The following is a 14,622-nucleotide window of genomic DNA, read 5'->3' on the forward strand; positions in this document are numbered from 1 at the left end:
AATCAATTTCAAGCTATAAGGAGTTGAACCATTTTGGACGAAGCTGAAAGAGAGTCCGGGCCATGGCGCCGAAATTTACGGGTTCTCTGGTTTTGTACGTTTGTTGCCGGCATGGCTTTTAGCGAGATCATGCCCTTTCTATCGTTGTATATCAGTAGTTTAGGCGATTACACCAAATCACAAGTCACCATGTATAGTGGGTTGGTCTACGCGGCCGACTTCTTCGTGAGTGCCATCGCCTCGCCCCTGTGGGGAATGGTGGCCGACCGCAAAGGCCGCAAATTGATGTTACTGCGGTCGTCTCTGGGAACCGCCGCGGCCATGGCGCTGATGGGGTTTGCCACCAGCGTCTGGCAGTTGGTCGCACTGCGGGCCTTGCAAGGGGTCTTCGCGGGGTTCATTTCCAACGCCCAGGCACTGGTCGCTTCGCAGACGCCCCGGAAACACAGTGGGGCCTCGCTGAGTACGTTGATGACCGGGGTCACCAGCGGGATGCTGCTGGGGCCGGTCATCGGTGGGGTCTTGGCGCAAGTCTTCTCGATTCGCCTGACCTTCTTCATCACCGCCGGCCTGTTGTTCTTAACGTTTGTCATGAGCTGGGTCTTGGTTGAAGAAAAATTCAAACCCGTGACCAAATCAGCAGACGGTCCCAAGAGCCACAACCCCTTGGCCGCCTTTCCCAATCCTAAGCTGATTTTGGTCCTCTTATCCTCCACGCTGATCGTGCAGTTCGGGAACATTTCCATTTCTCCTATCATCAGTCTGTACGTCAAGGAACTGATGCACAACGTCGGTCCCATTACCGTGGTCGCCGGCATTATCGCGGCTTTACCAGGGATCTCAAACATCTTTGCTTCCCCGCGCCTCGGGCGTTACGGGGACCAGCACGGCTCTGGTAAGGTCTTGATCTTCGGGTACGTCTTCGCCTTTCTGATGTACCTGCCGCAAGGATTCGTCACCAGCGTCTGGGTACTCGGGATTCTGCGCTTCATGATCGGGATTTCCGACGGAGCGTTGTTCCCCGAAATTCAGACCCTGCTGACCAAAAACTCGCCGGTCGAGCTGACATCGACTGTCTTCAGTTGGAACCAGTCCTTCCAAGCCATCGGTAATATGATGGGGTCGCTGTTAGGCGGCTGGATTGCCGGGGTCTTCAACTACAACGCCGTCTTCTTCTCAACCGCGCTGTTGATGCTGATCAACCTGGCCTTGATCTGGTGGTTGGTCCCTGAGATTCGTAAAGCTCGGGTAAAAACGGCCTAGGTCGCCCAGCTGAAGGTTGAAAGACGGAAATCGGCTGGACCACTATTGTTGTTATGTGCCTCATGGCGTCAAAAATAGTCGTCTTCAGCCTCACAATACGAACTGGCCGCCTACCGTTCGCCAAATATGGGTTGGAACGCTGGGGCGGACGGGTCGAGCCAAAGAACGGTCTCGACGCCTCGCTTTGAGCCGCAGCCCACGTCTCAAAGACGCCAGTTGCCTAAGCGCCGTGGACCGTGTCGCTAAGGCAACTCCCACGGCTGAACCCATATTTGGCGAACTCTCGGCTACGGTAGTGCGTCTCAATAACAGTCGCTTTAACCCCAGGTAGTAGTTGTCTTTTGCTAACACAGTGTGGCTGACTCCATCAACTTGCCGGAGTCAGCCACAGCTGGGCGACTGGAGAGGCTCGTGGTCTTTGCCAGGCTCTCAAGTGAACCGGAAGACCGCTCCTCAGACTGGGAGTGTTTCCCCGAGCAGGCCCTACCCTAGCCTGACGCAAGGCGCCTGGTTTCACTAACTTTAGGTATCGGAACACCGCTGTTACGACAATCAACACGTTAGTTTTAGGTTCAACCTTTAGTTTTCCAGTTAAGATAAGTGTTCAAAGCCCCGTCGGTTAGTCTGTCATGGACTGGTCGGCGGGGCTTTTGTGCATTATCGTCGTAAAATTGGGGCTCGTTTGGCAACTCACAACTAGGGTTGATGACCAATCGCTACAAGCCAGCGCCAATCGTAAGAATCCCTTAAGACTGCTCCACCACCGGTCACAAATTTCCAGCGGATTTCGTTAGTATCTATAGTGACCCCCGTAGTTACCCGGCAAACCGTTCCAGTGGTCCGACTTCATCCGGCCCAAAAACCTGGGTCTCCGTCGGTGCGACGCCTAAGAGGCTGTCCACGCTGCCGAGACCTTCGACCAAATCAAAGGCCACGCCCGCCGCCAACAGAGTTTGCCGCGCTTGGCGTTCGGCCAAAGGCAGGTCGTCGATGTCATCAGTCTTGCCGATAATCAATTGCGGATTGCCCGCCGCGCGTACCGCCGTAGCTAGGGTCACCGCCGTTTGCGCCAAATGAATCGTCGGCACCAAGGCCACGACCAGGTCTTGGTCCAACATGGCGGCGCTCAGGCCCCCTTCGTCCAGGACTTCTTCGGTCAAGGCCGTCACCGTGGCGGGGAGGGTCACTGCACTTGAGGTGTAGACGGTCAGGTCAAGTTCGGGATTGTGGCTGAGCTGCTGGATGAGCAGCTGACTGGCACTGTCGATGGCACCAGCAAGTAAAAGTCGTTTCAAGGTCGTAACTTCCTTTCAGTTTTGATGATAGCTAAAAGTATAATGGGTTCCAGTAGGTCGAAGGCAACCCTTTTTTTCAGAAAATTTCATCCCCGCCTCAGGCAACGGCCATCCACCATCCACAACGTTTTCTGTGTAAATGAATAAGGAATTACTTATTGAAAACTCATTTAGCTATGTTACCGTAACGAAATACCCATTCATCCCCGACGTGCCGGGCATATCGTCAGTAGTCGAACTCGTTTATACTAGCTGATTATCAACAGAAGGAATAGTTATCTTTTGGTAAACCCCGCGCTTTCGTGTACAATAAGGATGACTGCAAAAACCAAAACCACATACGACCGGTCTCCAGGTTGCCCGTTTTCACGTGTGCTCCCGGCACACCGATCGTTATTTTTATTCGGCGGTACATCGCCGTAATTTTGTAACACCACTATACAGGAGGTTAATCTATGCTACTTTCAATGGAACATCTACGTAAGGAATATCCCAATGGCAAAGTGGCCGTTGACGACTTCAACTTACAAGTCGGTCGCGGTGAATTTATCGCCTTCATTGGGACCTCTGGCTCGGGAAAGACCACGACCATGCGGATGATTAATCGCATGTTAAAGCAAACGTCCGGCACCATTAAAATCAACGACAAAGATATTTCTAAGATGGACCCCGTCAAATTACGGCGCTCCATCGGCTACGTCATCCAAAATATCGGGTTGATGCCTCACATGACGATTCAAGAAAACATCGAAATGGTGCCCAAGCTGCTGGGTTGGTCCAAAGAAAAACGGGCCGAACAAGCCCACAAGATGATTGAACTGGCCCAACTGCCCGACGAGATGCTGAAACGCTATCCCGGCGAGCTTTCTGGTGGGCAACAACAACGGATCGGGGTCGTGCGGGCCTTGGCCGCTGACCAAGAGATCATCTTAATGGATGAACCCTTTGGGGCCTTGGACCCCATCACCCGCGAATCGCTCCAGGATCTGGTCAAGCATTTACAAGAAGACCTGGGCAAGACCTTTATCTTCGTGACCCACGACATGGACGAAGCGCTGCACCTGGCCACCAAGGTCGTCATCATGAGCCAAGGCAAGCAGGTCCAAGTCGACACGCCGGAAAACATTTTACGCCATCCGGCCAACGAATTCGTCACCAACCTGATTGGGGAGGAACGGTTGATTCGGGCCCAACCGAACATTTTGTCAGTTAGCCAGATCATGTTGAAGAACCCTGTGTCCATCACGCCAGACAAGACGGTCGATGACGCCATTGACCTGATGCACGATCGGCGGGTTGATACGCTGCTGGTCACCGACGATGACGGCACGCTTCAGGGGTACGTCGATTTGGAAGACATCAACCGGATCACTGACGCCCACACGACTGTCAGTGATTTCACCAACCGCCAAGTCTTCTTCGTGAAGGCCGATTCCCTGATTGGCGACACCGTTGACCGCATCTTGAAGCAAGGGGTCAAGAACGTGCCCGTGGTCGACCAAGACAAGCACTTGGTCGGCATCGTCACCCGGACGGCCTTAGTCGACATCGTCTACGATGCCTTACGGGGTGCCCCGGAAGCTGACGAAACGCCCGCTTCACCGATCAACGCGGACATCCATGCCGCAGCGACCCATGATGAAGGAGGCGACTCCCAACAATGATGCACTTTCTAGCGACTTACGGAACACAACTGATCAGTAAGACCGGCCAACATCTCTACATTTCGGCGGCGGCCTTAGCCCTCGGCGTGATTGTGGCCGTACCGCTGGGCATCTTGCTGACGCGGATGAAACACGGCGCCAACTTTATCATTACCTTGGCCGGTGTGCTTCAAACGATTCCGGCCATGGCGCTGTTGGCCATCATGATTCCCATTTTCGGGATCGGGTCAACGCCCGCCATCGTAGCCTTGTTCATCTACTCCCTGCTGCCCATCTTGCGCAACACCTATTTGGGCATGCAAGGGGTCTCCCCCACGGTGCGTGACGCCGCGAAGGGCATGGGCATGACCTGGTGGCAAATGATGATTCAAGCCGAGATTCCACTGGCAGCGCCGGTCATCATGGCCGGGATTCGCCTGTCCGCCACCTACGTGATTGCGTGGGCCACGCTGGCGTCTTACATCGGAGCCGGTGGCCTGGGCGATTTCATTTTCAACGGTCTGAACCTGTACCGCTCTGACCTGATCCTCGGTGGCTCCATTCCCGTTATCCTGTTGGCGCTCATCGTCGACTACTTACTGGGTAAAGTGGAAACGGCAGTCACGCCGCGGCAATTACGATAGGAGGCCCGCTATGCTAAAAAAGTTACGTAAATGGCTCGCCGGCTTCTTGGTTGCGGTGATTCTCCTGCCTTTAGGTGGGTGTGCCCTCCCAGGATTGGCCGGATCGGGCAACAATACTGTGCGCATCGCATCACAGAACACGACCGAGCAACAAATCATGGCCTACGTCATCGCAGGTATGATCGGTCACTATACAAACTTACAAACGACCATCATCAACAACTTGGGGTCCGGTAACGTCAGCTTCAACGCCCTGAAAAACGACCAGGCGGACATCTCATCCATCCGGTTCAACGGGACCGATCTAACGACCATCCTGAACGAAAAATTCCAACGGGACCCCGCTAAGGTCAAACACATCGTCACCAGTGAATTTCAGAAACGTTACCACATGACTTACTTCGACTCATACGGGTTCGCCGACACCTACGCGTGGATGGTCAAGCCCGCCTTCGCCAAGAAGCACCACTTGAAGACGGTCAGTGATCTGAAGAAACTCGCGCCCAACATGAAGGTCGGCATCGACCAAATCTGGCAAAACCGGCAAGGCGACGGCTACCCGGCCTTCCAAAAGACCTACGGCTACAGCTTCGGCACCGTTTTACCGATGCAGACCGGGCTGTTGTACGATGCGTTAGCCGCCGACAAGATGGACGCCATTTTAGGCTATTCCACCGATGGGCGGGTCGCCAGTTATCATTTGAAACTCTTAAAAGACGACAAGAACTTCTTCCCACCTTATGATGGGAGCGCCGTGGCCACGGATGCTATCTTGAAACAACATCCCGAGTTGCGCAGCGTCTTGAACCGTTTGGTCGGCAAAGTTTCCTTGAAGACCATGCAAAAGTTGAACTACCAAGTCGACGATCAACTGGAAGAACCCCAGACGGTCGCCAACAACTTCTTGAAGAAAAATCACTACTTTGAAGGGGGGAACCAGTAATGAAAGACATGGGCCTATTGTCTCAACTCGTTTATTACTTTAGTCATAATGGCATGTACGTCCTGAGTCAGTTCAACCAGACATTCCTGGTTTCCATCTACGGCGTGCTGCTGGGAGCCATCGTCGGCATTCCGCTGGGCATCTGGATTTCGCAGTACCGGCGGCTTTCGCCTGTCATCATCGGCATTGCCAACGTGATCCAAACGATTCCGTCACTGGCCATGCTGTCGATTTTGATGTTAGGCCTGGGGCTGGGGCAAACGACGGTCATCGTCACCGTCTTCCTGTACTCGCTGCTGCCAATCATCAAGAACACCTACACCGGCATGTTGAGCGTCGACAGCGACGTGCTGGACGCCGGTAAGGGCATGGGGATGACGCGTTTTCAAATCATGATGACGATTCGCGTGCCGCTCTCACTGTCCGTCATCATCGCCGGGATTCGGAACGCCTTGGTCATCGGGATTGGGATCACCGTTATCGGGTCGTTCATCGGTTCCGGTGGTCTGGGTGACATCATCGTGCGCGGGACCAACGCCACGGACGGTGGGGCCATCATCCTCGCCGGGGCCTTACCGACCGCGTTGATGGCCATCATCACCGATCTGGTCTTGTCCTTCGTGGAAAAGCGCCTGACGCCGAAGACTTCTTCGGAAAAGTAACGGTCTGATTCTGAGTTAAAATTAAAGCCGCCAGTCACGTTAGCCCTTCGCTTGCGTGGTTGGCGGCTTTTTGCAGACTTTGAGACTGATGGCTTACCGCTACATGGTATGTACTGGTCGCCTTACCGTTCGCCAAATATGAGTTGGAACGCTGGGGCGGACGGGTCGAGCCAAAAGGCGGTCTCGACGCCTCGCTTTGAGCCGAAGCCCACGTCTCAAAGACGCCAGTTCCCTAAGCGCCATAGCCCGTGCCGCTAAGGGAACTCCCACGGCTGAACCCATATTTGGCGAACTCTCGGCTACGATTGGTGGTTAACAATACTGGTTTAGCCCCCTAACGCCAGCTACCTTATCGACCAGCAAAAAAGGTCTTCACAACAGCGCTAATGTTCTGGAATCCAATTGCTTAATACCGTTTTACCTCAGTCTCATCGACACTCGTCACCCCGGTGATTATCGCCGGCGCTTCCGACAATTAATGCTATACTATGTAAGAAAATAGCTACCCTACCAGAGTGCTGGTCTCGTCCAACCAGCTGGCCGGCTGACCACAATCGCGACTCCCCTCACGTAGCCAATCGTTGGCGAACGGCCAGCCTCATCCGTATCACTACTCACCAATCCCATTTCAAACATAAAACTACCTGCAAAGGAGATGATGGCGTGTCAAGACTGCGCCGCGCCGGCATTGATTTTTCCGTCGGCACCCTCAACTTTCTGGCCAACATCGGCTTGATGTTGCCTTATATTTTAATGCTCCTGAAGTACCAACAGACCCAAAGTGAGACCTATCTGATTGCCCTGGTGGCCTTCTACATTTCGCGGGCGGCCAGCATCTTTTACACCAAACGCCTGCACCTGCGCTCGAGCACCTACCTGATTGCCTGTTTGGTGCTGGGTGCGCTGGGGAGCCTGATCTTTGCGGTGACCACCGCGGTCGGTTGGCTGATCGTCGGTAGCCTGTTGTGGGGCTACAGCGCCGCCACGATTTGGCCGTACTTCTTGACGGTCAAGCTTCACCTGACGCAACTGACCGATTTTAAAATGAAACGGCTGTACTGGGTCATTTTTCTGGGTCTGGGCATCATGCTCGGCGTCGACCTGGCGGCAGGCTGGTCCTACACGCTGACCTTCAGTGCCCTGGCGCTCCTCTACCTGGCTGCGTTGCCGGGCGGGTTGTTGCTCGAGCAGTTCACCAACGACTTTTACCGCCAGCAGGCCCCGCAGCGCCACCGGCTCCAACAGGGCTGGCGCTGGGCGTTATCGCTGGTGGGCTTTGCCGCCATCGCGGTGCTGACCACGCTGCGCAAGACGCAGTTAAATTGGCCCAACTGGCTACTCCTGACGATCATCGGTGTGGCCCTGCTGGTCTTTGCCATCGAGCTGTACACGGACCGAAACGTCCTGCCCCAATACAAGGTACGCCTCTTGAATCGGGGCTTTACCATGAGTCTGGTGTTGCTGTTCAACAGTTTCTTCGCCTACTTTTACTTTGGGACCGCGGGGATGTACCTGGTCTTTGCGTTGTATCTCATCGGCTTTGAGACCGGTTATCCGGTGTTCGGTAAATTGGCCCACGATGATTCCCACCAAGCTCTGCGCCTCAGCCAGATCAGCCTGCTGGCGGGCCACGCATTATTGTTGGTGCCGTGGCAAGGCAGCTTTGTGCTGGGGCTGTTGCTCATCACGCTGTACATCGGCTACGACAACCCGACCATCAATGCCACGCTTTACGGCGCCCCGGACATCGACCACGACACGGCCATTATTCACAAATACCGTTTCTCCACTTACGGTGGCCTGCTGTGTCAACTGGTCATGTTCGGCCTGATCATCGCCGTCAGTGCCAGCGCTAACCTGTCGATTCTCGCCTTCTTCAAGCCCAGCGATGCCAGTCATTTCTGGCTGTACACTTGGACACTGAGTTGGCCGCTAACGCTGGCGTCTCTGGGCATTTCACTGGGCAATGTGTTGCACGAACCGAAGAACTGAATCAGAGTGGCATAAGTTTCAGTTGTCTAAAGTTAACGCACAAGAGTTTGGGATTTATTGCGCCCAAGCTCTTTTTCATTACCGCCATTCGCTACCAAAAGAAAAGTCAGCTAACTTTCCTCACCCCAATTTCCCGGCGGCCATCCCCGTCATATCAAGCTTTCACCCCAACATATCCAAATGACGGCAGCGTATCATTTTCACTGAGCATGAATGCGAACTTCACTCATTAAGTGGTGCTAAAGTTAATGTAGTAGACCGCTTATTGGGGAAAGGAGTCGCTTTATCATGCGAAAATGCCATTTTAAATTTCTATTGCTAGCTATCATGACCTGCCTGTGTGCCTGGGGACTGACGGCTAATTTGTCTGCGCGCGCCGATTCGCTTGACCTCGACCAAACGATCGACCAGGTCCTGCCCAGCACCAGCGCCGACCCCAACGAACAGGCCGTGCGCACCGCTCTGTTAACCAATCCTTCACTTACCGGCGAATCGACGCTCGATCGGGTCCAAAAAGTCGGCGCAAAAGTAGCCATCGATCAGCCACTCACCTCGTACGCCCCGCTCATCAAGATCGTTAGCGTGCTGACCGCACTACGGTTGACCGACCAAACCGCCTTGTCTGGCGACAATTTGGCGCCCGTCATCCAAGCCTATTTAAACGACCGGCCCGACAAGTCCGCTGCTCGCCCCGACCTAAACCTCCAACTCGTCCATGACCAGCTGACCAACACCGACCTCGCCACCATCCTGCAGATTGCCCAGGTCAACGCACAAAGCACCGCACCCATGCACATCAAGAACCTGAATCTGATGCAAAATCAGATCTCGGACTTTTCCGCTTGGCAGACCTACAAAGCCGCCAACGGCTTGAACAGCCCCATCACTGCCTTAAGCGCCAACCCCCCAGACACCAACGCCACCGTAACCTTGCCCGCCGCTAAAGTGACCGGCAATACCGTCAAGCTCCCCTTCGCTGATTTAACAATCACCAACGCCGACTACGATACTGGCGCCGTGCCACCCATCGCCATCGCCATGGGTACCCAGCTTGCCCCTTATTTCGATGACCCCAGCCACTACGACAGCCAGGGGGGAATGGACGCCACGAATCTCACTAACCAAATGGACACGCCGCACTGGAACATTGATCCAGATAATCACACGGTTGATTTGACAAATCTAAACACCTTCACCGCCCAAACATCAAAATACACCATTTTTTACACACCTAAAAGTTTGCAAGAAACTGCCGATAATTTCGCTGTCATCGGTGATGTCTCGCGACCGGAGGATCTGGACAACCTCACCATCACCAACGTCCCGGCCAATGCCAAGCAGCTTCAGGTCAACCTGCTGATTACTTACTATAACGGCAGCGACGATGACACATATGCCACTTTCACGCAAAAATACACCCTGCCGCTAACTTCGCCGGCCACCACAACGCCTAGCACCACTCCGCCGACCGCAACAACACCGGAACCAACACCGGCGCCAGATACTGTTGCCGATCAAGCCACGACATCGCCAGCTAAGACCGCCACCAAGATCATCACGGCCACCCGAAAATTAGGGCTCTACCAATCCCCTAACTTCAGCACCAAACAACGTCTGCACTGGTACACCCAGTCAGCCCGGACCCAACGCCCCATGTTCAAGATTCTCGGCGTCGTCCGTGCCCAGTCCGGGGCGTTACGCTACCACGTCAAGGACGTCACGCCAGGCGCCAAGACGTACGGGCAGACTGGCTACATCACGGCTAAGGCTGACTTCGTGGCCAACGCCTATTACCAAATCAAGGCCACCAAGATCAAGGTGCTGCGTGGCCTCAACAGCTACCGTTCGGCCGCGTTGACCGGACGCAAGCACCACTATCGCAAGAACCAGACGATTCGCGTCACCAAGCTGGTCAAGCACAAGCTGACCACGCGCTACCAGCTTCCCAACGGCCGCTACGTTTCCGCCAACAAGCGCTTGGTCTTGCGGGTTAAGTAATGCGTTAGACCCATTGGCAGTGACTCATATCAGCGTTAGGTTAGTTGGTGACCGCTTCATAGTGGAAACCAGCCGCCTTGCCGTTTACCAAATTCGCTGGCGACACACCACGCTTAAAATACGATTGGCTGGTCCGCCAAACGAATGACCTTTCGGCATCGCCCTAGCCCCGCTGATCCTCGCAGGATTTCTAATCATCTATGGTCTGCAGCAAACCACCCGTTAGTTCATCAACTGCCGCTGTCCACCCGGCTCGCCCACCAGCGGACGCCGCTTCCTGACCAACAAAAAATCAGCACCCCGGCCACAGACCGTTGTGCTGATTTTTGGTGAGCTAAATGATTAAGGCCAAACCGAAAGCGTGCTATGATGAGCTTGTGAAATTTCACAAACTTTTCTCACAGCAGGGTGATCCGCTTGCCGGCGATGGCCAACAGACCGTCGCTGACCAGCTGACCGAGTTGCCGGCTCAGGGTTTCGGGCGTGATGCCCAAGAAACTGGCCAGTTCCTTTTTCTTGACTGGCAGGTCAAATTCGGTCGTCTGCTTCTCCTGGCCAATCTGCTGGAGGTAAGCCAAGACGCGGTTCTTGGATTTCAGGTTACCCGTCAATGCGCTGACGGACTCCAATTCGGTCAGGCGGTCACCTAAAATATTTAAGAGGTTGAAGGCCACTTCCGGTTCGCGCCGCAACAACGCCTGAAAGTCCGCGCGGCCAATCGAACAGATCTTGGTATCCTCGACGGCCTCGGCGTAGTTGTAGTGCTTGCGCTTGGCAAAGAGCGCCGCTTCACTGTCGATGGCCCCGCTACGTAACATGTACAGGACCTTCTCCTTGCCGTTTTCATTTAGCTGATAGACCTTGACCCGCCCGGAATCGATGATCATCATCCGGTCCAGCTGAGTCGTCGGGTCATACAGCACCGTGCCCTTCTTGACGGCCTGTTGGTGTACGGAAATTTTGACCAGCTCGGCGATGGCCGCATCGTTCAGGCCCTTGAAGATTGGGGCCCCCTGCACACATTTAAATGGCGAATGCGTCATCTTTTTTCCCTTCTTTCGTCATTTCTTGATAATTATCAATTTTTATTCGTTAAAATCATTGTACACTAAGTCTATCAAATCGAGGAGGTTTTTTCTTATGAAAATCTATCAAGCAAACATCGTGCCACTTAACGAAAAGGCAATCGGCACCGCCGCTCACGGGACTGCGCTGTTCACCATCAACGGCGACAGCCTGACCATCAACATCGAAATGTTTGACACCCCAGCCAACTTACAACACTGGGAACATTTCCACGGCTTCCCAGATGGCAAGGCCGCTGAAATCGCAACCAGCGCCCAGGACGTGAACCACGATGGCTTCGTGGACCTCCCCGAAACCGGTGCCGTCTCCGGGACGACCATGGTGCCGTTCAACGACGCGCCACACGAAATGGACATCCCCAACGACGACTATCCCGTCGCAGATGCCAACGGCTACTTCGCCTACACTAAGGTCGTGCCGCTAGCCGCTTTGGACAAGAAGTTCAAGGAGACCTTCAACGATAGCGAGCTCGAACTCGACAAGCGGGTCATCTACATCCACGGGGTCACCGACGATGTCGCCCTGCCAGACACGGTTGAAGGCGCGGTCGGCCACTACTCCACCCACGTCACCTTGCCAATCGCTGTCGGCAAGATCGTGGCACTCTAATGTCGCGGCGCCGGGCAAAAGCGGCAGTCGCCACCCTGTACTACGCGGTGGTCTTGATTCTCGTCGCGACCCATCAGGATATGCTCGCCATGTGGGGGATGGCCGTAGGTATGGTCATCGGCGCTGGCGAACAGCTTTTTTAAAAAGATGAATAAATGTCAAAAGAGAGCGGAACTGACTGCCTTTTGACGCACGTTTCAGCTATATAAAGGTAAAACGAAAGGAGCCGTGGCCATCGTCACAGCTCCTCTTTTGTTTACCTAAAAATTAGCAGGTGAAAGTCGTTGCCCGCGTCATCGTGGAAACTGGCCGCCTACCGTGCGCGACAGCACACTGTCATGCTGGTGACCAACCCACGCTAGTTACTCGTCCCCGGCGCATCGTTCAAATACCAGGTCAGCGTGCCGGCATAGGCGTTGGCCGTACTACCGGTATAGATATTCGGCTTGGCGTCCAGGTAGATGCCCGCGGGCACATTGCTCGTGTAGGCTTTTCCATTTTGCGTCCAGTCCTTGGCGGCGTCAGTCGACTCCCCGGACCGCGTGCCAGAAGCGACCGGAACGGCATTGCCCGCATCTAATTTGGTCATATTGCCGCTCCCGTCTTCGTAGACCACGTCGCCACTCAGCGTATGACCACTGCTATCGGTCATCGTGGAGGCGGTGGCACTCAGGTACCACGGCGAACCGGTCGCACGAGAATCAGAAATATTGACATGGTACGTTCCTGGCGCAAACAGGGTCGACTGCGCGGGCACGGCCAACGTCGCCCCCGCCCCGAAGATCAGTTCACTCAGGTCGCCAAATTGCAGTTCGCCCAGGCCCCGCGTCACGGAAATGGCAGCCGGCGTGGTGCTCTTGTCGCCATTGCTGTCGGCAGCGTTCAGATTGACCGTCTGCGTGCCACCAGCCGTCAGCGTCGTCAGGTCATCGGCCGTGCTAAACGCTAGTCCGTCGCCGACCTGCGTCAACGGCGTGGTGTAACCTTGCTTGGTGACATGTAGATTTGCTTGGTCGGCCAGCCATGCCGCAATGTCTGCGGATGACTTGCCGGCAATGTGATCCGCCCAATCATCGGGCGAAATCGTCAAGTTCGTGCTCGGGGGCGAGATGTCCAGCGGCACGGTATCGACGACGTTAGCGGTGGCGGACTTGGAATCACCGAATTGGTTGTACTCGGTGACTTTGATGGTGCTCGGATCACCAAGACTCTTTAGCGTGGTGCTACCCAGATCAAACTTGTACGTACCGTCGGACTGAACCGTGGTTTTGTAATCTCCTGCTTTGATATTTCCACCGGTAAGCATAGCCGTTAACCCCGCATCACCAGTCCCTTCGACCATCGTACTTGATGAAGGAATATCATTTCCCTTGTTAATCGTCACACCCGCCAAGGCACTCGTATTATTGTTATTTGCAGTTAACGTAATTGACTTATAGTAATCCATGATATTAATGTTAAACAAGTCACTCTTAGCACCGTAGTCAAACCCAATATAGATTGGCAAACTAGGACTAATACCTAAATTAGTGAAATCTACAGGAATCGTAATATAACTTGACGGCGCCTGTGCAACCGTATTACCAGAACTCAACGACCACATTTTCGGCGAACCCGTATTCAGCGTCGTTACCGTTGACCCGTCATAAGTGGTGACATCAGCATAAAATTTGGTAAATTGAGAATCAGAATAGTAATCGGTCTTGATTGTGGCATTCCCTGAAAATGAAACATAAATATGCTTTGTCGCACTGGTAATTCGCCCATTAACAACGCCATCAGCAGTGACGCTATCAAGCGTAGGGTATGATGCACGAAACCCCTTACTATCATCATCAATAAAGTTTGGCGTTTGCTCGTATGACCCTTGGGCACCAATTAGACTAGTCCCCGGCTGGGCAGCATAGCCAGTCGTTACACCAACACCAACGCCCAGCCCCACAAAGGCCAGCAACAAGCCAAGCTGTCGTAAAATTTTCTTCAACTTCATCTCGGCTCACTCCCTCTCCTTTAGTAGCCGTGCCTGGTGATAGACAATCAACGATAACATCAAGACGGTTAAGAGCAACAGGCCAAAGACACTCATCAAGAAGACTCGCGACTCGCTAGTCTGTGGCAGCCGTCCGGCAATCAAATCCGCCGAACCGGCCTTGACCATGGTGACCACGGCGCCAGGAGCTGATTTTTTCTTGGCCCCGGCAAGCTGATCGGCCGGCCCTTGGTTCTTCGCAGTTGGCTTTTGGCCATTAGGGATTGCCGTAGCTTCCGCATCGCCCTCATCACCGGCCTCGCTAGTCGGTGCTTGTGACCTGGTCGCATTGGGATTGGCCTTGATCGTGACACTGGTCTGCGTCGTGCCGCCGGTTCCGCCAACCGTCGTTGCCAGCGCTGACGTTCCGGTCCCCAAGCCGACCGCTAACGTAAACGCTATGACTAACCCCCAAAGTATTCTTTTCACCGTCAGCGCCCCCTTTCGCGTGACATGAC

12 protein-coding genes are annotated in these 14,622 nt (G+C 54.2%); 8 read left to right on the forward strand and 4 right to left on the reverse strand.

What is annotated here, in order from left to right; translation table 11 throughout:
* Nucleotides 1–33 precede the first annotated feature (33 nt).
* Nucleotides 34–1,263: an MFS transporter gene (locus LKH74_RS05760; RefSeq protein WP_287788592.1), complete on the forward strand. Its 1,230-nt coding sequence runs from the start codon at nucleotides 34–36 to the stop codon at nucleotides 1,261–1,263.
* An 815-nt stretch (nucleotides 1,264–2,078) separates the two neighbouring features.
* Here LKH74_RS05760 and LKH74_RS05765 read toward each other — a convergent pair.
* Nucleotides 2,079–2,558: a hypothetical protein gene (locus LKH74_RS05765; protein ID WP_135367247.1), complete on the reverse strand. Its 480-nt coding sequence runs from the start codon at nucleotides 2,556–2,558 to the stop codon at nucleotides 2,079–2,081.
* A gap of 455 nt (nucleotides 2,559–3,013) precedes the next feature.
* On the opposite strand from LKH74_RS05765, the gene LKH74_RS05770 reads away from it, so the two are divergent.
* From LKH74_RS05770 to LKH74_RS05795, 6 genes are all read left to right on the forward strand, one after another.
* Nucleotides 3,014–4,222, forward strand: coding sequence for a betaine/proline/choline family ABC transporter ATP-binding protein (locus tag LKH74_RS05770; RefSeq protein ID WP_135367246.1), 1,209 nt, complete (start codon nucleotides 3,014–3,016; stop codon nucleotides 4,220–4,222).
* Complete coding sequence (locus LKH74_RS05775) at nucleotides 4,219–4,845, forward strand: ABC transporter permease (RefSeq protein ID WP_287788593.1); 627 nt, start codon at nucleotides 4,219–4,221, stop codon at nucleotides 4,843–4,845. Before LKH74_RS05770 ends, LKH74_RS05775 begins: the two co-directional genes overlap by 4 nt.
* A 10-nt stretch (nucleotides 4,846–4,855) precedes the next feature.
* A complete protein-coding gene (locus LKH74_RS05780; protein WP_135367244.1) occupies nucleotides 4,856–5,788 on the forward strand; it encodes an osmoprotectant ABC transporter substrate-binding protein in 933 nt (310 codons plus the stop codon).
* The gene (locus LKH74_RS05785; protein ID WP_135367243.1) at nucleotides 5,788–6,450 is read left to right on the forward strand and encodes an ABC transporter permease; all 663 of its coding nucleotides are present in this window, start codon (nucleotides 5,788–5,790) and stop codon (nucleotides 6,448–6,450) included. The genes LKH74_RS05780 and LKH74_RS05785 overlap by 1 nt, the downstream gene beginning before the upstream one ends.
* Nucleotides 6,451–7,113: 663 nt before the next feature.
* A complete protein-coding gene (locus LKH74_RS05790; protein ID WP_287788594.1) occupies nucleotides 7,114–8,442 on the forward strand; it encodes a hypothetical protein in 1,329 nt (442 codons plus the stop codon).
* Between the two features lie 288 nt (nucleotides 8,443–8,730).
* Nucleotides 8,731–10,440, forward strand: a complete 1,710-nt coding sequence (locus LKH74_RS05795; RefSeq protein ID WP_287788595.1) for a DUF5776 domain-containing protein — start codon at nucleotides 8,731–8,733, stop codon at nucleotides 10,438–10,440.
* 398 nt (nucleotides 10,441–10,838) lie between these two features.
* Here LKH74_RS05795 and LKH74_RS05800 read toward each other — a convergent pair whose 3' ends face one another.
* Nucleotides 10,839–11,483, reverse strand: a complete 645-nt coding sequence (locus LKH74_RS05800; RefSeq protein WP_287788597.1) for a Crp/Fnr family transcriptional regulator — start codon at nucleotides 11,481–11,483, stop codon at nucleotides 10,839–10,841.
* Nucleotides 11,484–11,580: 97 nt separating this feature from the next.
* On the opposite strand from LKH74_RS05800, the gene LKH74_RS05805 reads away from it, so the two are divergent.
* Nucleotides 11,581–12,135: a hypothetical protein gene (locus LKH74_RS05805; RefSeq protein WP_287788599.1), complete on the forward strand. Its 555-nt coding sequence runs from the start codon at nucleotides 11,581–11,583 to the stop codon at nucleotides 12,133–12,135.
* A gap of 358 nt (nucleotides 12,136–12,493) precedes the next feature.
* Here the strand turns inward: LKH74_RS05805 and LKH74_RS05810 are convergent, their stop codons facing one another.
* Entirely contained in the window at nucleotides 12,494–14,125 is a 1,632-nt protein-coding gene (locus LKH74_RS05810) for a hypothetical protein (RefSeq protein WP_287788600.1), read from the reverse strand.
* A gap of 6 nt (nucleotides 14,126–14,131) precedes the next feature.
* Nucleotides 14,132–14,593, reverse strand: a complete 462-nt coding sequence (locus LKH74_RS05815; RefSeq protein WP_287788602.1) for a hypothetical protein — start codon at nucleotides 14,591–14,593, stop codon at nucleotides 14,132–14,134.
* Nucleotides 14,594–14,622: the final 29 nt, after the last annotated feature.

Source organism: Levilactobacillus sp. (genome assembly GCF_022646225.1).
Taxonomy (GTDB): Bacteria; Bacillota; Bacilli; order Lactobacillales; family Lactobacillaceae; genus Levilactobacillus; species Levilactobacillus suantsaiihabitans.

Coding starts and splice junctions, on each gene's coding strand:
- LKH74_RS05770 (WP_135367246.1), top strand. CDS start 3,014: ATGCTACTTTCAATGGAACATCTACGTAAGGAATATCCCAATGGCAAA.
- LKH74_RS05775 (WP_287788593.1), top strand. CDS start 4,219: ATGATGCACTTTCTAGCGACTTACGGAACACAACTGATCAGTAAGACC.
- LKH74_RS05780 (WP_135367244.1), top strand. CDS start 4,856: ATGCTAAAAAAGTTACGTAAATGGCTCGCCGGCTTCTTGGTTGCGGTG.
- LKH74_RS05785 (WP_135367243.1), top strand. CDS start 5,788: ATGAAAGACATGGGCCTATTGTCTCAACTCGTTTATTACTTTAGTCAT.
- LKH74_RS05795 (WP_287788595.1), top strand. CDS start 8,731: ATGCGAAAATGCCATTTTAAATTTCTATTGCTAGCTATCATGACCTGC.
- LKH74_RS05800 (WP_287788597.1), bottom strand. CDS start 11,483: ATGACGCATTCGCCATTTAAATGTGTGCAGGGGGCCCCAATCTTCAAG.
- LKH74_RS05805 (WP_287788599.1), top strand. CDS start 11,581: ATGAAAATCTATCAAGCAAACATCGTGCCACTTAACGAAAAGGCAATC.
- LKH74_RS05810 (WP_287788600.1), bottom strand. CDS start 14,125: ATGAAGTTGAAGAAAATTTTACGACAGCTTGGCTTGTTGCTGGCCTTT.